This is a genomic window from Streptomyces sp. NPDC007971, from assembly GCF_042958635.1.
Taxonomy (GTDB): domain Bacteria; phylum Actinomycetota; class Actinomycetes; order Streptomycetales; family Streptomycetaceae; genus Streptomyces.
This window is the reverse complement of the sequence record NZ_JBIBJK010000004.1, coordinates 351,928-370,918: the sequence shown is the minus strand read 5'-3', so window position 1 is coordinate 370,918 and position 18,991 is coordinate 351,928. Positions and strand designations below refer to the sequence as shown.

The 18,991-nt window shown below is 68.9% G+C and carries 13 protein-coding genes; 11 read left to right on the top strand and 2 right to left on the bottom strand.

Going from position 1 to position 18,991, the window contains the following annotated elements:
* Positions 1–50: 50 nt before the first annotated feature.
* Entirely contained in the window at positions 51–3,854 is a 3,804-nt protein-coding gene (locus ACFZCP_RS10760) for a GH92 family glycosyl hydrolase (RefSeq protein ID WP_391425998.1), read from the bottom strand.
* Between the two features lie 341 nt (positions 3,855–4,195).
* Between ACFZCP_RS10760 and ngcE the strand changes: the two genes are divergently transcribed.
* The 11 genes from ngcE (at position 4,196) to ACFZCP_RS10705 (ending at position 18,497) form a co-directional block, all read left to right on the top strand.
* On the top strand, positions 4,196–5,641 hold the full coding sequence (gene ngcE / locus ACFZCP_RS10755; RefSeq protein WP_391425996.1) for an N-acetylglucosamine/diacetylchitobiose ABC transporter substrate-binding protein: 1,446 nt from the start codon (positions 4,196–4,198) through the stop codon (positions 5,639–5,641).
* A 29-nt stretch (positions 5,642–5,670) separates the two neighbouring features.
* A complete protein-coding gene (locus ACFZCP_RS10750; RefSeq protein WP_391426209.1) occupies positions 5,671–6,597 on the top strand; it encodes an ABC transporter permease subunit in 927 nt (308 codons plus the stop codon).
* A gap of 4 nt (positions 6,598–6,601) precedes the next feature.
* Complete coding sequence (locus ACFZCP_RS10745) at positions 6,602–7,525, top strand: carbohydrate ABC transporter permease (RefSeq protein WP_362684432.1); 924 nt, start codon at positions 6,602–6,604, stop codon at positions 7,523–7,525.
* 477 nt (positions 7,526–8,002) lie between these two features.
* Positions 8,003–9,214 (top strand): ROK family protein, encoded by a 1,212-nt coding sequence (locus ACFZCP_RS10740; RefSeq protein ID WP_391425993.1) that lies wholly within the window; start codon positions 8,003–8,005, stop codon positions 9,212–9,214.
* Between the two features lie 133 nt (positions 9,215–9,347).
* Positions 9,348–10,445: a substrate-binding domain-containing protein gene (locus ACFZCP_RS10735; protein ID WP_391426207.1), complete on the top strand. Its 1,098-nt coding sequence runs from the start codon at positions 9,348–9,350 to the stop codon at positions 10,443–10,445.
* A 183-nt stretch (positions 10,446–10,628) separates the two neighbouring features.
* A complete protein-coding gene (locus ACFZCP_RS10730; RefSeq protein ID WP_361126773.1) occupies positions 10,629–11,420 on the top strand; it encodes an ATP-binding cassette domain-containing protein in 792 nt (263 codons plus the stop codon).
* Positions 11,417–12,709 (top strand): sugar ABC transporter permease, encoded by a 1,293-nt coding sequence (locus ACFZCP_RS10725; protein ID WP_391425990.1) that lies wholly within the window; start codon positions 11,417–11,419, stop codon positions 12,707–12,709. The genes ACFZCP_RS10730 and ACFZCP_RS10725 overlap by 4 nt, the downstream gene beginning before the upstream one ends.
* 202 nt (positions 12,710–12,911) lie before the next feature.
* A complete protein-coding gene (gene dxs / locus ACFZCP_RS10720) occupies positions 12,912–14,840 on the top strand; it encodes a 1-deoxy-D-xylulose-5-phosphate synthase (RefSeq protein WP_391425988.1) in 1,929 nt (642 codons plus the stop codon).
* A 143-nt stretch (positions 14,841–14,983) separates the two neighbouring features.
* Complete coding sequence (locus ACFZCP_RS10715) at positions 14,984–16,504, top strand: amino acid permease (RefSeq protein ID WP_391425986.1); 1,521 nt, start codon at positions 14,984–14,986, stop codon at positions 16,502–16,504.
* 73 nt (positions 16,505–16,577) lie between these two features.
* On the top strand, positions 16,578–18,026 hold the full coding sequence (locus tag ACFZCP_RS10710) for a glycosyltransferase family 39 protein (protein WP_391425984.1): 1,449 nt from the start codon (positions 16,578–16,580) through the stop codon (positions 18,024–18,026).
* A gap of 180 nt (positions 18,027–18,206) precedes the next feature.
* Positions 18,207–18,497 (top strand): hypothetical protein, encoded by a 291-nt coding sequence (locus ACFZCP_RS10705; protein ID WP_391425982.1) that lies wholly within the window; start codon positions 18,207–18,209, stop codon positions 18,495–18,497.
* A 16-nt stretch (positions 18,498–18,513) separates the two neighbouring features.
* On the opposite strand, the gene ACFZCP_RS10700 is transcribed toward ACFZCP_RS10705, so the two are convergent.
* Positions 18,514–18,987 (bottom strand): NTP pyrophosphohydrolase, encoded by a 474-nt coding sequence (locus ACFZCP_RS10700; RefSeq protein WP_391425980.1) that lies wholly within the window; start codon positions 18,985–18,987, stop codon positions 18,514–18,516.
* Positions 18,988–18,991 lie beyond the last annotated feature (4 nt).

Sequence of the window (18,991 nt, the reverse complement as noted above, 5' to 3'; positions counted from 1 at the left end):
CGAAGGGGCGGGCCCGCGAGGACCCGCCCCTTCCCGCTGTCCGCGGTGCGTCAGGCCAGCAGTTCCACCTCCGCCAGCGTCGCCTCGCCGTCGAGGACCAGGCGGTACCTGGTGTACGAGCCCGGTGCGGCGACGGTGAAGGCCCGGGTCTGGTGGTCCCACCCGAAGGATTCCCCGGAGCGGTGGTCCAGGGTCCGCCAGGCCTTGCCGTCCGCGGAGCCCTGCAGGGTCCAGCCGGACGGTGCCTTCGTGTGGTCGGCCGCCGAGGTCAGCGTGTACTGGACGGGCTTCACGGCGCCGCCGGCCGGCAGGTCCACCGAGGTGACCGTGGCGCTCGTCTCCGACGTGTTGTCGAACAGGGCGCCGTCACCCTTCAGTACGTCCGCGCGGGGCGTGGGCACCTTGTCGTCGTGGGTGACGGAGACCGGGGCCGCGTTCCTGCCCGTGCCCCACGTCGAGGGCCTGGAGCCCATGAAGAACTCCAGCACCCCGCCCTTGGCCAGCAGTGAGTGGGGCAGCGAGGTGGACGTCCAGGGACGTCCGTCGACCTTCACCCCCTGCACGTACACGTTCTGCGCGCTGTTGCGCGGCGCCTTGATCACCAGGTCCCGGCCGTTCTCCAGGTGCACGGTCGCCTTCTTGAACAGCGGGGAGCCGATCGCGTACTCGCCGCTGCCCATGACCAGCGGGTAGAAGCCCAGCGAGGAGAAGAGGTACCAGGCCGACTGCTCGCCGTTGTCCTCGTCGCCGTGGTAGCCCTGCCCGATCTCGCTGCCCGTGTAGAGCCGGGACAGCGCCTCGCGCACGTACTCCTGCGCCTTCCAGGGCTCGGCGGCCGCGTCGTACATGTAGATGACGTGGTGGGCGACCTGGTTGGAGTGGCCGTACATGCCCATCCGGACGTCCCGGGCCTCGGTCATCTCGTGGATGACACCGCCGTAGGAGCCGACGAACTCCGGCGAGGCGGTCTCCGGGGTGGCGAAGTACTCGTCGAGCTTGTCCGCGAGGCCGGACCTGCCGCCGTACAGGTTCGCCAGGCCCCGGCTGTCCTGCGGGGCGGTGAAGGCATAGCCCCAGCCGTTGGTCTCCGTGTAGTCGTAGCCCCAGACACGGGGGTCGTACTTCGCGGAGTCCACCCGCCACTTCCCCTGGGCGTCACGGCCCTGGAAGAAGCCCGCCTTGGGGTCGAAGAGGTCCACGTAGTCCCGGGCGCGGTTGAGGAAGTACTGGGACTCCTCCTGGTAGCGCTTCTCGCCGGTCTTCTTGTAGAGGGCCTCGCCCATCTTCGCGATGCCGTAGTCGTTGACGTAGCCCTCCATCGCCCACGACAGGCCCTCGTGCGTGTCGGTGCTGGTGTAGCCGAGGAACGGCGAGGTGCTCATGCCCTTGCGGCCCACGCCCGAGAAGGGAGGCACGACCGTCGCGTTCTTCACCGCCGCGTCGTACGCCGCCCTCGCGTCGAACTTCACGCCCTTGACGTAGGCGTCGGCGAACGCCACGTCCGAGGAGGTGCCGGTCATCAGGTCGGCGTAGCCGGGGGAGGACCAGCGCGAGGTCCAGCCGCCGTCCTTGTACTGCTGGACGAACCCGTCGACCATCTCGCCCGCCTGGGACGGGGTCAGGAAGGAGTACGCCGGCCACGTGGTCCGGTAGGTGTCCCAGAAGCCGTTGTTGACGTACACCTTGCCGTCGACGATCTTCGCGCCGGTGTGCGTCGGCGTGTCCGGGCCCGGCATGGGGGAGAAGGGCGAGGCGTACCGGTCCTTGCCGCCGACCTTCTCGGAGCCCGAGTTCGGGTACAGGTACAGCCGGTACATGCTGGAGTACAGCGTGGTCAGCTGGTCCGGGGTCGCGCCCTCCACCTCGACCTTGCCGAGCAGCTTGTCCCAGGTCCCGCGGGCGCGGTCCCTGACGGCGTCGAAGGAGGTACCGTCCGGGATCTCCTGACGCAGGTTGTCCTTCGCCTGGTCGACGCTGATGAGGGAGGTGGCCAGGCGCAGGGTGACCGTGCGGTCCGAGCCCGCGTCGAAGCGCAGATAGCCCTTCACCCCGCTGGAGCCGCCGTCCGTCACCGGCTTGTCGAAGACGCCGTACACGAACAGCCGGGTCGCGCCCGTGGACAGGCCCGACTTCACGTCCGAGTAGCCGGTGACGACGCCGTGCTCCTTGTCCAGGGTCAGGCCCGCCTGCTCGGTGACGTTGTCGAAGAGCACGCTCGCGTCGTCGCCCGGGTAGGTGAAGCGCAGCGCGGCCGCGTGGTCGGTCGGCGTCATCTCCGCCTTCAGGCCGTTCTCGAACCGCACCCCGTAGTAGTAGGGCCGCGCGGTCTCGTTCTCGTGCCGGAAGGCCAGGGCGCGCGCCTCGCGCCCGGTGTCCGGGGTGCCGGACGCGGCCGACGGCATCAGCTGGAAGGTCTGCCGGTCGCCCATCCACGGGCTCGGCTCATGACTCGCGCTGAACGCCTGGATCGTCGGCAGGTTGTCGTCGTCGTTCGCACGTGCGTACTCGTACAGCCAGCTCAGCGAGGACGCGTTCGTCACCGGCGTCCAGAAGTTGAAGCCGTGCGGAAGGGCCGTCGCCGGGAAGTTGTTGCCGCGCGAGAAGCTGCCGCTGGAATTGGTGCCGCGGGTGGTCAGCGCGTAGTCCGACAGGTGGGCCTTCGGTTTCTCCGGCGCCACCGGCTCGATGCCGATGTCGTCTATCCAGCCGCGGAACTTCGCCGGGCCGTGCGGGGAGTCGTACGCCACCAGGATCCGGTCGACGGTCCTGCCGGCCGCCACCGAGCCGATCCGCGAGGCCACGTTGTTCCACTGGTTGACGTACAGCGCCTTCGAGGTGCCCTGGCCGCGCGGCGACAGCGGGAAGCCGTGCTGGTCGAGGGCGCCCAGGTCGCTCAGGTAGGTGCCGTCGGTGAAGGCCAGGTCCACGGAGACGTCGGTGGCGTCGTAGTCGCGGTCGCCGTCGGCCATCGACGGGAAGATCCGGTACGACAGCTGGGTGTCGCGGTCGACCTTCACGTTCACGTCGAAGACCTTGTTGGAGGAGTACGCGCGGCCGGCCGCCGTGTGGCGTCCGGCGTAGCGAAGGGCCCGCTTTCCGGTGAATCCGGCCCGCGCCTTCGCCGTCGGTGAGCCGCTCGGGCCCTTGTCGACCAGGGACAGCATGTCCTCGGGCACCGGGCCGCCCCCGCCGCCGGTGGAGAACTGCAGGTCGGCGATCTGCAGGATGTCCGGGGCGCCGTTGTTCCTCGTCACCTCCAGCCGGAAGTGCTGGTACTCGGCCGGCTGCTCCAGATCGTACGATTTCGTCTGGAACCGCTCCTTGAAGGTCTCGCCCGAACGGGTGTCGACCGTCTTCCAGTCCTTGCCGTCCGTCGAGCCCTTGAGCGTCCAGTCCTGCGGGTCGCGCCCGTCGAAGTCGTTGGCCGAGGTGAGCGCGTACGTCACCAGCTTGATGGGTTTGTCCAGGTCGAACTCGGCCCAGCCGGTGGGCTGGAAGGTCAGCCACTTGGTGCCGGGCTCCCCGTCGACGAGGTTCTCCTTCACCTCGCCCGCGCCCTCGTTCTCACCGCTCGCCCGGACTTCGGTGACATGGTCGGTGGCGTTGCCCGGGATGCCGGTGCTGTAGCCGCCGTCCACGCCCGAGGCACGCTTGCTCCCGTCCGCCGCCGTGTCGACGGTGTTCAGCCAGTCCGGCGCCGGATCGCCGGCCTCGAACGAGGATGCGAACTCCCGGTCGGCTGCCGCGGCCGCGGCCGGCGGGGCGACCGCCGCGCCCTGTGCACCGAGGGCCATGACAAAGGCGGTCGTGAGCACGACCGCCGGACCGTATCTGTGCCGAGTTCTCCGCTGCATCTACGGATTCCCCTCCTGCAGCCACGTGAGACAACGTTGTCAGCTTCGATGCGCAGGAACCAGTAGGTGGTCAAGTGGCCCTTGATGTCAAGGGTGTTGGGTGTGGCATTCAGGGGCCTATGTCGCGAATTTCACCGGCGGAGGGTCCACAGGTCGCTCATATTTCCGAGAGGTCTCAACTCGGAAAAGACCCATGGCCAACCTTGCATTCGATCTTGCTCAGCTGGCGGGAAGTGGACTATACCTGTCGGCGTTTCCCGCATGACCCTGCACTACCCGACAGCGGTGCCGGGGAGGATCCGGTTCACCGCCTGAGTCCTGGAGAAGGCGAGGACTTGAGCATGGGATCCACTGCGCACCACGACGGCGAAGGTGTCGGCCGCCGCGATCTGATCAAGCGTTCGGCCGCACTCGGCCTGGTGGCGGCCCCCGGAATGGGCCTGCTCTCCGCCTGCGCGAGCAGCGGCGGCGGCGGACAGGACAAGGCGAAGGCGGGCAAGAAGACCTCCAAGAACCCGCTCGGCGTCAATGAGACCGCCAAGATGGAGTTCGTCCTCTTCGACGGCGGCTTCGGCAAGGAGTACGCCCAGGACGCGGTGAAGATCTATCAGAAGGACTTCCCCAAGGCCACGGTGAAGTTCTCCGCCACCCAGAAGATCCAGTCCACCCTGCAGCCCCGCTTCAACCAGGGCAACCCGCCGGACCTCATCGACAACTCCGGCGCCGAGCAGATGGACATGGGCGTGCTCGTCGGCAAGAACCAGCTGGCAGACCTCACCTCGCTCCTCGACGCGCCCTCGTACGACGACCCGAACAAGAAGGTCCGCGACACGCTGCGCCCCGGCATCGTCGAGATGGGCCAGTTCGACGGCAAGCCGGTCTGGATCCTGTACTACGCCTACACGGTCTACGGCGTCTGGTACTCGCAGAAGGCCCTGGACTCGCTCGACGCGCAGTACCCCGAGACCTGGGACCAGATGCTCGCCGTGTGCGAGAAGGCCAAGAAGAAGGGCATGGCGGGCTGGACCTACGCGGGCAAGTACCCGTACTACCTCCCCTTCTCGCTGTACCCGATGATCGGCAAGGTCGGCGGCCGCGAGGTGCTCGACGCCATCGACAACCTGGAGCCGAACGCCTGGAAGCACCCCGCCGTCAAGGCCTGCTTCGAGGCCTACTACGAGCTGTACAAGAAGGGCTACATCCTCAAGGGCACCCCCGGTCTCGACCACATCCAGTCGCAGACCGCCTGGGCCAAGGGCAAGGCGCTGTTCATCCCGAACGGCTCCTGGGTGGAGAACGAGTCGGCCAACGTCATCCCGTCCGACTTCAACCTCGCGGTCTCCGCGCCCACCGGCATCGACAGCTCGGACAAGATGCCGTTCGGCACCATCTGGGCCTCCGGCGGCGAGCCCTTCGTCGTGCCCGCCAAGGCGGCGAACTCCGAGGGCGGCATGGAGCAGCTGCGCATCATGCTCTCCGAGGCGTCCTCGAAGAACTTCACCGCCAAGGTGAAGTCGCTGACCGCGTACAACGGCGGCACCACCGGCATCACCCTCACCCCGGGTCTGAAGTCGGGCGTGGCCGCGCTGGACAAGGCCGGATCCAACGTGGTGAATCCGCGGATCCAGGACTGGTACGTGCAGCTGCAGAAGGAGAAGATCGGTGTGGCCGGACTCGGCGAGATGATGGCCGGCCGCCTCACTCCGGCCGAGGCCATCAAGAAGATCCAGGGCTTTGCCGACGAGGCTGCCAAGGACACCTCGATCAAGCACTACAAGCACCAGTAACCAGCACCCTTACGCACACCGGAGTGGCGATGCAGCACGGCAAGTACCGGTTCATCGCGGGGTTTCTGGCAGCCCCTCTTGGACTGTACGCGCTCTTCGTGGTGTGGCCGTTCATCCAGTCCATCTACTACTCGTTCACGGACTGGACCGGCCTCAGCCCCGAATTCAAAATGGTCGGCTTCGACAACTACAAGAGGATGTTCCATGACGACATCTTCTGGAAGTCGCTTCAGCACAGCCTGCTCTTCGCCCTGGTGCTGCCTTTGGTGACACTCGGTCTGGCGCTGTTCTTCGCCTTCATGATCAATGTGGGCGGACGACGGAGAAGGGGCGGCCCCGTGGTCTCGGGCGTGCGGGGCTCGTCCTTCTACAAGATCGTCTATTTCTTCCCGCAGGTGCTCTCGATCGCGATCGTCTCGCTGTTGTTCGCCTTCGCGTACAACCCGGACAGCGGCGCGATCAACTCGCTCCTGCGCGGCATCGGCCTCGACGACATCCAGCCCCTCTGGCTCGGCGACCCGAGCCTCGCGCTGTGGTGCGTGATGGCGGTGCTCGTGTGGTCCACGGTCGGATTCTTCGTGGTCCTCTTCTCCGCGGGCATGGCGTCGATCCCGGCCGAGCTGTACGAGGCGGCACTGCTGGACGGAGCGAGCCGCTCCGCCACGTTCTTCCGCATCACCCTGCCGCTGCTGTGGGACACCGTGCAGTCCGGCTGGGTCTACATGGGCATCCTCGCGCTCGGCGCCGAGTCGTTCGCGGTCGTACAGATCATGACGACCGGGCCCGGCGGGCCGGACTACTCGACCACGGTGATGGTCCTGTACGTGTACCAGAAGGCGTTCCGGGACGGTCAGGCCGCCTACGCCACCACCATCGGCGTCGCCCTGCTCGTCGTCACGCTCGCGTTCGCCGCGATCGTGATGCGGCTGGGCCGTCGCGAGCGGCTGGAGTACTGAAGCGATGAAGACGACCGAGACCCCCGCCCCGCTGCCAGCCGAGTCCGGCGCGACCGTCTCCAAGGTCGACGTGGCACCGCCGAGGCCCCCTGTCCGGAAGCGAGAGGGCGGCGTCCTCAACGTCTTCTCCCACGGCATGCTGATCCTGTGGGCGATCATGGTGGTCATGCCGCTGCTGTGGGCCGTGATGACGTCCTTCAAGGACGACAGCTCCATCTTCGGCTCCCCCTGGTCCCTGCCGGACAAGCTGCACTTCGACAACTGGTCGCGGGCCTGGACCCAGGCCAACATGAGCGACTACTTCCTGAACACCATCCTGGTGGTCGGCGGCTCGCTGATCGGCACCCTGGTCCTCGGCTCGATGGCGGCCTACGTGCTGGCCCGCTTCGACTTCCCCGGGAACCGCTTCATCTACTACCTCTTCGTCGGCGGCATGAGCTTCCCGATCATGCTGGCGCTGGTCCCGCTGTTCTACGTCGTGAACAACATGGGACTGCTGAACACCATCCACGGCCTGATCCTGGTCTACATCGCGTACTCACTGCCCTTCACGGTCTTCTTCCTGACCGCGTTCTTCCGCACCCTGCCCACCTCGGTGGCGGAAGCGGCCTTCGTGGACGGCGCCTCGCACACCCGTACGTTCTTCCAGATCATGCTCCCCATGGCCAAGCCGGGCCTGATCAGCGTGGGCATCTTCAACTTCCTGGGCCAGTGGAACCAGTACATGCTCCCCACGGTCCTCAACACCGACCCCGACAAGCGGGTCCTGACCCAGGGCCTGGTCCAGCTCGCGGTCAGCCAGGGGTACAAGGGCGACTGGTCCGGTCTCTTCGCCGGCCTGGTGATGGCGATGCTGCCGGTGCTGGCGGCGTACATCATCTTCCAGCGGCAGGTGGTGGCGGGCCTGACGGCGGGCGCACTGAAGTAGCCCGTCCCTGGAGCATCCGGCCCGGCCCGGGCGCCACCGCGGCGCCCGGGCCGGGCCGTGCTCCGCTCCGCCCGGGGAGTGAACCGCAGGGCGGACTCTTCGGGCAGTGATCCTTCGCACTCGCGATGTACACCCGGCCGCCCGGGCCCCGGTCACGACCTGGTCACGGTCCTGCCCCCGGATTCCGCGGCTGAACGATCCGCCGGCTCCCGCGCGCCCGCGCGCCGTACCCCACGCACCTGTGCCGAAGCCCCCTGAAGTTGCGGTTCCGCCCTGTTCCGGGTGGCACGCACGTGTCCGCGAGGTGTCCGGGGCGGACCACGGAAGTGACAGCGATTTCCGTCAAGGACTTGACTGCGGTAACCCGTACAGCCGAGCTTGGAGTTCATAACTTGTAAGTGGCCCGGTTCCGCAGATGTGACCTGGGCCACGGGCGGCACAGGGGCCGCCCGGCCGATGGCGGGAGTGGATGGGTCGATGGAGACTCCGGGGTCGCAGTCGTCGCTGCACCGAGCCAACCTGGAACGAGTCGTACGAGCGGTGCGGCTGGCGGGATCGCTCACGCAGGCGGAGATCGCGCGCACGACCGGCCTGTCCGCCGCGACGGTCTCGAACATCGTGCGGGAGCTGAAGGACGGCGGAACCGTCGAGGTCACGCCCACGTCGGCCGGCGGCCGGCGGGCCCGCAGCGTGTCGCTGAGCGGGGACGCCGGGATTGTCATCGGCGTCGATTTCGGGCACACCCACCTGCGCGTGGCGATCGGGAATCTCGCGCACCAGGTGCTGGCCGAGGAGTCCGAGCCGCTGGACGTCGACGCCTCCTCCACCCAGGGCTTCGACCGGGCGGAGGAGCTGGTCAACCGCCTGATCGCGGCGACCGGCGTCGACCGGTCCAAGGTGGCGGGCGTCGGGCTCGGCGTGCCCGGTCCGATCGACGTGGAGTCCGGGACCCTGGGGTCCACCGCGATCCTGCCGGGCTGGGGCGGCACCAAGCCCGCCGAGGAGCTGCGCGGGCGCCTCGGCGTGCCCGTGCACGTGGACAACGACGCCAACCTGGGCGCCCTCGGTGAGCTGGTCTGGGGCAGCGGCAAGGGCGTCCGCGACCTCGCCTACATCAAGGTCGCCAGCGGTGTCGGCGCCGGGCTGGTGATCAACGGGAAGATCTATCGCGGCCCGGGCGGCACCGCGGGTGAAATCGGGCATATTACACTCGATGAATCCGGACCGGTCTGCCGTTGCGGGAACCGTGGCTGCCTGGAGACGTTCACGGCCGCGCGCTATGTGCTCCCGCTGCTCCAGCCCAGTCACGGCGCCGACCTGACGATGGAGGGTGTCGTCCGGCTGGCCAGGGAGGGAGACCCGGGCTGCCGTCGGGTGATCGCCGACGTCGGCCGCCACATCGGCAGTGGGGTGGCCAATCTCTGCAACCTTCTGAACCCGAGCCGGGTGGTCCTGGGCGGTGATCTCGCCGAGGCCGGAGAGCTGGTTCTCGGGCCCATCAGGGAGTCCGTCGGCCGCTATGCCATCCCCAGTGCGGCGCGCCAACTGTCCGTTCTCCCGGGGGCACTTGGCGGCCGTGCGGAAGTGCTCGGAGCGCTCGCTCTCGCCCTCAGTGAGATGGGCGATTCGACCCTTCTGGACGGGTCTGTCGCAGGCATCCTTCCTGCGGTCGCGCCTGCCTTCACTTAGAGAACGGATGGCACCGTTGCCATCTCGTTAAGGATTTACTTCTTGACGTCGCACGTGTGGCCGAGTTGACTTCCAGCCACCTCGGCCGCAACGACGCGGCCTCGTCAGGGAGGTTTCTGAAGTGAACACGCGTATGCGTCGTGCGGCCTTCGCCGTTGCTGCTGGTGCCATGGCCGTCTCTCTCGCGGCCTGTGGCAGCGCCAAGGAGTCCGGTGGCTCCTCCAAGTCGTCCGGCAGCGCCAAGAAGGGCGATGCCATCAAGGTCGGTCTGCTCCTCCCGGAGAACCAGACCGCTCGGTACGAGAAGTTCGACAAGCCCCTGATCGAGAAGAAGGTCAAGGAGCTGACCAACGGCAAGGGCGAGGTCGTCTACGCCAACGCCAAGCAGGACGCCTCGATGCAGAACCAGCAGGTCGACACCATGGTCACCAACAAGGTGGACGTGCTGATCGTCGACGCTGTGGACGCCGCTGCCATCAAGAACTCCGTGCAGAAGGCCAAGGACGCCGGCATCCCGGTCGTCGCCTACGACCGCCTGGCCCAGGGCCCGATCGACGCCTACACGTCGTTCGACAACGAGACCGTCGGCAAGACCCAGGGCGAGGCGCTGCTCAAGGCGCTCGGCTCCAAGGCCAAGTCCGGCAAGATCGTCATGATGAACGGTTCCTCCACCGACCCGAACGCCGCCCAGTTCAAGAAGGGCGCCCACGAGGTGCTCGCCGGCAAGGTGAACGTCGGCAAGGAGTACGACACCAAGGAGTGGAAGCCGGAGAACGCCAACTCCAACATGGAGGGCGCCATCTCCGCCCTGGGCAAGAAGAACATCGTCGGCGTCTACTCCGCCAACGACGGCATGGCCGGCGGTATCATCACCGCCCTCAAGGCCGCCGGCATCAAGGTCCCGGTCACCGGCCAGGACGCGGAGCTCGCGGGTGTGCAGCGCATCGTCACCGGCGACCAGTACATGAGCGTCTACAAGCCCTACGCCCCGGAGGCCGCCGCAGCCGCCGAGATGGCGGTGGACCTCGCCCAGGGCAAGGCGCTCGACGCCGTTGCCAAGGACAAGGTGGACAGCCCGACCACGAAGCAGGTCCCCTCGGTCCTGGTGCCGGTCACCGCGCTGACCAAGGACAACATCAAGGACACCGTCATCAAGGACGGCGTCTACACGATCAGCGACATCTGCACCTCGCAGTACAAGGCGGCCTGCGACAAGATCGGCCTCAAGTAAGCAGCCGCACGGGCCTTTCCCGCTAGGCGAATTCACACATGAATTCCGCTGACGGAAAAGAAGGCCACCACAGCTCCTCCGGCGCCCCGCACATCAGACAGCCCCGCAAGCTCGTCGTGGGGCGCCGGACGGAACATCCCCCAACTTCTGCACAACCTCCCGCCGGGTCAGGCGGCGAAGGAGATGGTTCACGTGTCCGCTACGCCCGTGCTGGCGTTGCGCGGGGTCTCCAAGCGGTTCGGTGCCGTTCAGGCGCTCACCGACGTAGAGCTTGAGGTCCACGCCGGTGAAGTGATCGCCCTGGTGGGCGACAACGGTGCCGGAAAGTCCACGCTGGTCAAGACGATCGCCGGCGTTCACCCCATCGATGAGGGCGTCATCGAGTGGGAAGGCAAGGCCGTCCAGATCAGCAAGCCGCACGACGCCCAGAACCTGGGCATCGCGACGGTCTACCAGGACCTCGCGCTGTGCGACAACATCGACGTCGTCGGCAACCTCTACCTGGGCCGGGAGATCCGCCGTCGCGGCGTCCTGGACGAGGTGGAGATGGAGCGCCGCTCCCGCGAACTGCTCACCACGCTGTCGATCCGCATCCCGAGCGTCCGCATCCCGATCGCCTCGCTCTCCGGCGGTCAGCGCCAGACCGTGGCCATCGCCCGCTCCATGCTCGGCGAGCCGAAGCTGGTCATCCTCGACGAGCCCACCGCCGCCCTCGGCGTCGAGCAGACCGCACAGGTCCTCGACCTGGTGGAACGGCTGCGGGAGCGCGGTCATGCCGTGATCCTCATCAGCCACAACATGGCCGACGTGAAGGCCGTCGCCGACAAGGTGGCCGTCCTGCGTCTGGGTCGCAACAACGGCGTCTTCGAGGTCAAGTCGACCTCGCAGGAAGAGATCATCTCCGCCATCACCGGCGCCACGGACAATGCCGTGACCCGTCGTGCGGCGCGCACCAATGGGGAGATCAAGAAGTGAGCATCGACAAGACCTCCACGTCCCCCGAGGACACCGTCGTGGAGAACCCCGAGGCGGCACGAGGCTCCGACGTCGCGGTCGACCCCCGCCTGCTGGTGCGCGAAGAGGGCATCCTCGGATACTGGACCGAGTTCAAGCGGAAGATGAAGGCCGGTGACCTCGGCTCCCTGCCGGTCGTCGTCGGTCTGGCGATCATCTGGTGCATCTTCTGGAGCCTGAACTCCAACTTCATGACGGCGGGCAACCTGTCCGACATCTCCGTCGCCATGGTCGGCACGGGCATGATCGCCGTCGGCATCGTGTTCGTCCTGCTCCTCGGCGAGATCGACCTGTCGGTCGGCTCGCTGTCCGGTGTCGCGGGCGCCACCTTCGCGGTGCTCAACGTCACGCATGGCATGAACGAGATCCTGGCCCTGGTGCTGTCCATCCTCACCGGAACGGTCGCAGGCGCGGTGCAGGGCTTCTTCTTCGCGAAGATCGGGGTGCCGGCCTTCGCGGTCACCCTGGCCGGTCTGCTGTTCTGGAACGGCCTCATGCTCAAGATCCTGGGCGACAACGGCACGATCAACCTGAACAGCAACGGCCTGGTCGCCAAGCTGACCAGCTACTACTTCTCCGACGTGGCCGCCGCCTACGGGCTCGCCCTCGTGGTGACGGTGCTGTTCTTCCTCAGCTCCTTCTTCGGCAACAAGCGCCGCGAGGCCGCCGGCGTACCGTCCCGGCCGCTCAGCGAAACGGTCCTGCGTACCGTGCTGCTGGCCATCGTCGCCTTCGTCGTCGCGTACGTCTTCAACCAGTACAAGGGCCTGCCGCTGGCCGTGGTGATCTTCGTGGCAGTGCTGATGATCACGGACTTCGTACTGCGCCGCACCGCCTACGGCCGGAAGATCTTCGCGCTCGGTGGCAGCGTCGAGGCCTCCCGCCGTGCCGGTATCAACGTGGACCTGACCCGGATCTCGGTGTTCGCCATCTCCGGCACGTTCGCGGCGATCGGCGGTCTGTTCATCGCCTCCAAGATCGCGTCCGCCAACCAGGGCGCCGGCGGAGGCGACCTGCTGATGAACGCGATCGCGGCGGCTGTGATCGGCGGTACGTCCCTCTTCGGCGGCCGTGGCCGCACCTGGAACGCGCTCCTCGGCGTGCTGGTCATCGTCTCGATCCAGTACGGTCTCGCCCTGGAGGGCATCGCCTCGCCGGTCCAGTACATGATCACCGGCGGTGTTCTGCTGGCGACCGTCGTCATCGACGCGGTGACCCGCAAGACGCAGAAGTCGGCGGGGCGTGCGTAACGCCTAGCCGCCTCGGGGCGCGGGTGTGATTGCGGGTCCGGTCCGTCGTGGCCGGTCGCGCAGCTCCCCGCGCCCCTTTCAGGTGTCTGACCGTGCCCGGTGCCTCGAAGGTGCCGGGCACTGTCGTGTCCCACAAAGCCGGAACATTAGACTCGTCAAGCCCGGCAACAGCTCGATCAGCTCTACTTGCAAGGAGGCACGGGTGCCGCTGCTGACCCGCATCAGGGGACCGCGCGATCTGGACCGGCTCAGCCTGGAGGAGCTGGACCAGCTGGCAGAGGAGATCCGGACCTTCCTCGTCGATGCCGTCTCCAAGACAGGCGGCCACCTGGGCCCCAACCTGGGCGTGGTCGAGCTCACCATCGCCCTGCACCGCGTCTTCGAGTCCCCGAAGGACAAGGTCCTGTGGGACACGGGGCACCAGTCCTACGTGCACAAACTGCTCACCGGCCGGCAGGACTTCTCCCGGCTGAAGATGAAGGGCGGCCTGTCCGGCTACCCCTCGCAGGCCGAGTCCGAGCACGACGTCATCGAGAACAGCCACGCCTCCACGGTCCTCGGCTGGGCCGACGGCATCGCGAAGGCGAACCAGCTGAGGAAACGGGACAGCCACGTCGTCGCCGTGATCGGTGACGGTGCGCTGACCGGCGGCATGGCCTGGGAGGCGCTGAACAACATCGCCGAGGCCAAGGACCGCCCGCTCGTCATCGTCGTCAACGACAACGAGCGCTCCTACGCCCCGACCATCGGCGGGCTCGCCAACCACCTCGCGACCCTGCGCACCACCGACGGCTACGAGCGCTTCCTCGCCCGGACGAAGGACATCCTCGACCGCACCCCGGTCCTCGGAAGGCCGCTGTACGAGACCCTGCACGGCGCCAAGAAGGGGCTGAAGGACTTCATCGCCCCGCAGGGCATGTTCGAGGACCTGGGCCTGAAGTACGTCGGCCCGATCGACGGCCACGACGTCGAGGCGCTGGAGTCGGCGCTGGCCCGGGCCAAGCGGTTCGGCGGGCCGGTCATCGTGCACTGCCTCACCGAGAAGGGCCGCGGCTACCAGCCCGCCCTCCAGGACGAGGCCGACCGCTTCCACGGCATCGGTCCCATCCACCCCGACACGGGCCTGCCGGTCAAGGCCTCGGGCGCCGACTGGACCTCCGTCTTCGGCGACGAGATGGTCGAGCTGGGCAAGGAGCGCGAGGACATCGTGGCCATCACGGCGGCGATGCTGCAGCCCGTCGGCCTGAAGAAGTTCGCGGACACCTTCCCGGACCGGATCTACGACGTCGGCATCGCCGAGCAGCACGGCGCCGTCTCCGCGGCCGGACTGGCCCACGCCGGTGTGCACCCCGTCTTCGCCGTCTACGCCACCTTCCTCAACCGCGCCTTCGACCAGGTCCTGATGGACGTGGCCCTGCACCAGTGCGGCGTGACCTTCGTGCTGGACCGGGCCGGCGTCACCGGCACCGACGGCGCCTCCCACAACGGCATGTGGGACATGTCGATCCTGCAGGTCGTACCGGGTCTGCGGCTGGCCGCGCCGCGCGACGCCGACCAGGTGAGGGCGCAGCTGCGCGAGGCCGTCGCCGTCGACGACGCGCCGACCGTGGTGCGCTTCTCCAAGGGCGCCGTCGGCCCCGCCGTCCCCGCCGTGGGCCGCGTCGGCGGCATGGACGTGCTGCGCGAGCCCGGCACCGAGCGCCCGGACGTGCTGCTGGTCTCCGTGGGCGCCCTCGCCCCGATGTGCCTGGAGATCGCCTCTCTGCTCGACAAGCAGGGCATCTCCACCACCGTCGTCGACCCGCGCTGGGTCAAGCCCGTCGACGAGGCGATGGCCCCGCTCGCCGAGCGGCACCGGGTGGTCGTCACCGTCGAGGACAACAGCCGCGCCGGGGGTGTCGGCTCGGCGATCGCCCAGGCGCTCAGGGACGCGGGCGTGGACCTGCCGCTGCGCGACTTCGGCATCCCGCCGCGCTTCCTCGACCACGCCTCGCGCGCCGAGGTCATGGCGGAGATCGGGCTGACCGCGCCCGACATCGCCCGCCAGGTCACCGGTCTGGTCTCCAAGCTCGACGGCCGGTTCGACCGGACGGCCGACGAGGTGGACTCCGTGGAGCCCGCGCGCGACTAGCCGAAAAGCACCGGAACGGGCCGGTTCCGCCACTTCTTGCAGTGGCGGAACCGGTCCTTTTGCGTGAACCTGCCTGTGCCGGGGCATACGCACCCCCAGCCCTCTCGATCATGTCGAGGACGACAAGCGTGGGAGGTAGGCACGTGAGCACGCTCTTCAGGACGAAGAACGTCGAACAGTCCATCCTGGACACCGAGGAACCCGAGCACTCGCTCAAGAAGTCCCTCTCCGCCCTCGACCTGACCGTCTTCGGCGTCGGCGTCATCATCGGCACCGGCATCTTCGTCCTCACCGGACAGGTGGCCAAGAACAACGCCGGCCCGGCGGTGTCGCTGGCCTTCGTGGCGGCCGGCGTGGTCTGTGCGCTCGCCGCCCTGTGCTACGCCGAGTTCGCCTCCACGGTCCCCGTGGCGGGATCCGCGTACACCTTCTCCTACGCCTCCCTCGGTGAACTGCCCGCCTGGATCATCGGCTGGGACCTGGTCCTGGAGTTCGCGCTCGGCACGGCGGTGGTGGCGGTCGGCTGGTCCGGGTACGTCCGCTCGCTGCTGGACAACGCGGGCTGGCACCTGCCGGACTACCTGGCCGGCCGGGACGGTGCCCACGGCTTCGGCTTCGACATCCTGGCCGCGGCCCTGGTGCTGGTCCTCACCTGCATCCTCGTCCTCGGCATGAAGCTGTCCGCCCGGATCACCTCGATCGTCGTGGCCATCAAGGTGGCGGTCGTGCTCATCGTGATCATCGCCGGCGCCTTCTTCATCACCGGCCACAACTACAAGCCCTTCATCCCGCCCGCCCAGCCGGTCCCGGCGGGCGGCAACCTCAAAGCCCCGCTCATCCAGCTGATGTTCGGCTGGGCACCGGCCAACTTCGGCGTGATGGGCATCTTCACCGCCGCCTCGGTGGTGTTCTTCGCGTTCATCGGCTTCGACATCGTGGCCACCGCCGCCGAGGAGACCCGCAACCCGCAGCGCGACATGCCCCGCGGCATCCTCGGCTCGCTCCTCATCTGCACCGTGCTCTACGTCGCCGTCTCCGTCGTCGTCACCGGCATGCAGAAGTACACGAGGCTGTCCGTGGAGGCTCCGCTCGCCGACGCCTTCAAGGCCATCGGCCATCCCTGGTACGCGGGCGTGATCAGCTTCGGAGCCGCCGTCGGACTGACCACGGTGTGCCTGATCCTGCTGCTCGGCCAGACCCGGGTGTTCTTCGCGATGAGCCGTGACGGACTGCTGCCGCGCTTCTTCTCCCGCGTCCACCCGCGGTTCAAGACCCCGCACCGGCCGACCATCCTGCTCGGGGGGATCATCGCGATCGTCGCCGGTTTCACCAGCCTCAGTGAACTGGCCGAGCTGGTGAACATCGGCACTCTGTTCGCCTTCGTCGTCGTCGCGATCAGCGTGATCATCCTCCGCCGGACCCGCCCGGACCTGCCCCGCGCCTTCCGCACCCCCTGGGTGCCGTTCGTCCCGATCGTGTCGGTGTGCGCCACGCTGTGGCTGATGCTCAACCTGCCGGCCGAGACCTGGCTGCGGTTCGCCATCTGGATGGTGATCGGCATCGTCGTCTACATGCTCTACGGCCGCACGCACAGCCGCCTGGCCCTGCGTGACCAGGCCCCGGCGGGCGACGTTCCGGGCCCGTCGGCCGAAAACGCTCCGTAACCCTTCCGGCAGCCCTTCCTGACCCGTATGTCCCGCTTCGGCTGGGACTGCGGGGCCCGATAGCGTGCTGCCCATGCTCGCCGCCCCGCTCGCCCCCGCACGGTCCGTGACCACCCGGAGGGCGTACTGGGCGCGACTGCTGCCCGCGCTCGCCGCCCTGGCCTGCGCCACCCGGATCCCGTCCTTCGCCCGGCCGCTGTGGAACCCCGACGAGGGCTATCTCGCCGTACAGGCACGCCTCCTCGCGCAGGGCGGGCAGCTGTACGAGACGGTCGTGGACCGCAAGCCGCCGCTGGTGCCCTGGCTGTACGAGGCCGCCTTCGCGGTCTGCGGCTCCGGCTCGCTCACCCCGGTCCGGGTGCTGGCGGTCCTCGCCCAGCTGCTCACCGCCGTCCTGCTGGCCTCCCTGGCCCGCCGCCGCTGGGGCGACACGGCGGGCCGCACGGCCGGGGTGTTGTACCTGCTGGTGTCGGTCGGCCTCAACCCCGAGGACGCCCAGGCCGCCACCTTCGAGGTGTTCATACTGCCCTGCACGGCGGCCGCCATGTGGTGTGCGGACCGGGGCCGCTGGGGCGCGGCCGGGACCGCTGTCGCCTGCGCCTTCCTCGCCAAGCAGACCGGTGGCGCGGTGCTGCTGCCGGCGGCCGTGCTGCTGCACCGCGCCGGAACCCCGCGCGTCGGAGCGCTGCGGCTCGCGGCCGGCCTCGCCGTGCCGGTCCTGTGCGCGGCCCTGGTCACCGACCCCGCCGGATTCCTGTTCTGGACCGTCACCGGCTCCGCCGCCTACGCCTCCTTCACCGGCTCCGAACTCCATGTCCTCGTCCGTGCCGTGGCCAACACCACGATCCTGGCCGTGGCCTGTGCGGGCCTGATCCCGCCGGTCGTACGGTCCCTGCGCACCGCCCGCAGCGAAGCGGCCGACCTGTGGCTGTGGCTGGCCTCCTCGGCCGCCGCCGTCGTCCTCGGCTTCCACTTCTTCGGCCACTACTACCTGCAGCTCACGGCGCCCGTGGCCCTGCTGGCCACGGCCGCCCTGCGCCCCGCGCCCCGCGAACGGCTGACCGGCGCCGTCGTCACCTCGGCCTGCTGCTGCACGCTGTTCCTCGCCTGGGGGCTGCTCGCCCCGCGCCCCGAACTCGTCCACGCCCAGCGTCTCGCGAGCGTCCTCGCCCAGCGCACCGCGCCCGCCGACCGTGTCCTCGTGTGGGGCATGCACCCGGAGACGTACTGGCTGGCCCGCCGCACCCCCGCCACCCGCTACCTCACCGCGGGCCTGCTCACCAACTACAGCGGCGGCCGCGACGGCCCTCAGGTCGGCGAGAAGTACGCGGTCGAGGGCGCCTGGCCGGTCTTCCGGGCGGAGCTGGCGGGACGGGCCCCCGCCCTCGTCGTCGACGACTCCCGCGGCAAGCCGTACGCCCCCGACCGCGTGCCGAGCCTGCGCCGGCTGCTCCAGGCGCGGTACGAGGAGGTGGGCACGGTGGACGGGGCGGTGCTCTACGCGAGGATTCCGGGTGGCTGACGGGGGGTCGGCCGCGGTGCGGTGCGAGCGGCGGGGAGTCGGCCGCGGTGCGGTGCGGCCGGCGGGAAGCCTGCCGTGGTGCGGGGCAGCCGGTCGGGAAGGCCGCCGCGGTGCGGGGCGGCCGACGCCCCTGCTAGGCTCGCAGCAAGAATTTGAACACGTTCAAATCAGGGGGATCGTATGTCCGCACCGACCGCACCCGGCCGCAACGACTCACCGGCCGTCGCCCTCGGCCCCACCTCGCTCGTCCTGGGAGCCGTCGCGGCCGTCGGCGCATGGCCCTCGCTCATGCTTGCCGTACTGCCGTGGTCGTTCATCGCGGGGCCCCTCGCCGTCACCTTCGGCATCGCGGGGATCCACTACGCCCGCCAGGGCATCGGCCGTATGGGGACCGCCGTCGCGGGAACCGTGCTCGGTGCCGTCGGAGTGGCCGGCTTCCTCGCTCTGATCGTGGCCTTCGCCGCGTCGTAGGCCGGTGCCCGCGCGCTCAGCCGAGGACGGCGCGCGGCCCGGTCACCTCCGCGCCGAGCCCGGTCACCCGCCGCCGCAGCTCGCGGTCGGCCGTGACCACCAGGCGGGGCCGGCCGGGGTGCTCCGCGGCCAGCTCCACGATCCGGTCGTCCCCGCTGCCGGGGGCCGACTCCACCCGTACCCCCGGCACGGACTCCACCCCACGGGCGGCGCCCTCCACCACGAGCACGATCTCCACGGCGCCGCCGTGACCCGGCAGCCCCGCCCCGGCCAGCCGGTCGCGCAGCCGCTCGGCGGCGCCCCTGCGGTCCCGCCACCAGCCGTCGGGGCGCGAGCCGACGACGTTCGCGCCGTCGACGATCACCAGCAGGAGGCCGTCCGAAGGCCGGCCGTCCGTGGTGTCCGTGGTGTCCGGGTTGTCCGCGCCCTCTGCGCCCTCTGCGCCGTCCGTGCCGTCCGTGCCGTCCGTGCCGGCAGTCTCGTCCGTCATGCCG

Bases quoted from the DNA above. Each gene is read 5' to 3' on its own strand.
- ACFZCP_RS10760 (WP_391425998.1), bottom strand. From the start codon at position 3,854: ATGCAGCGGAGAACTCGGCACAGATACGGTCCGGCGGTCGTGCTCACG.
- ngcE (WP_391425996.1), top strand. From the start codon at position 4,196: ATGGGATCCACTGCGCACCACGACGGCGAAGGTGTCGGCCGCCGCGAT.
- ACFZCP_RS10750 (WP_391426209.1), top strand. From the start codon at position 5,671: ATGCAGCACGGCAAGTACCGGTTCATCGCGGGGTTTCTGGCAGCCCCT.
- ACFZCP_RS10745 (WP_362684432.1), top strand. From the start codon at position 6,602: ATGAAGACGACCGAGACCCCCGCCCCGCTGCCAGCCGAGTCCGGCGCG.
- ACFZCP_RS10740 (WP_391425993.1), top strand. From the start codon at position 8,003: ATGGAGACTCCGGGGTCGCAGTCGTCGCTGCACCGAGCCAACCTGGAA.
- ACFZCP_RS10735 (WP_391426207.1), top strand. From the start codon at position 9,348: ATGCGTCGTGCGGCCTTCGCCGTTGCTGCTGGTGCCATGGCCGTCTCT.
- ACFZCP_RS10730 (WP_361126773.1), top strand. From the start codon at position 10,629: ATGGTTCACGTGTCCGCTACGCCCGTGCTGGCGTTGCGCGGGGTCTCC.
- ACFZCP_RS10710 (WP_391425984.1), top strand. From the start codon at position 16,578: ATGCTCGCCGCCCCGCTCGCCCCCGCACGGTCCGTGACCACCCGGAGG.
- ACFZCP_RS10705 (WP_391425982.1), top strand. From the start codon at position 18,207: ATGTCCGCACCGACCGCACCCGGCCGCAACGACTCACCGGCCGTCGCC.
- ACFZCP_RS10700 (WP_391425980.1), bottom strand. From the start codon at position 18,987: ATGACGGACGAGACTGCCGGCACGGACGGCACGGACGGCACGGACGGC.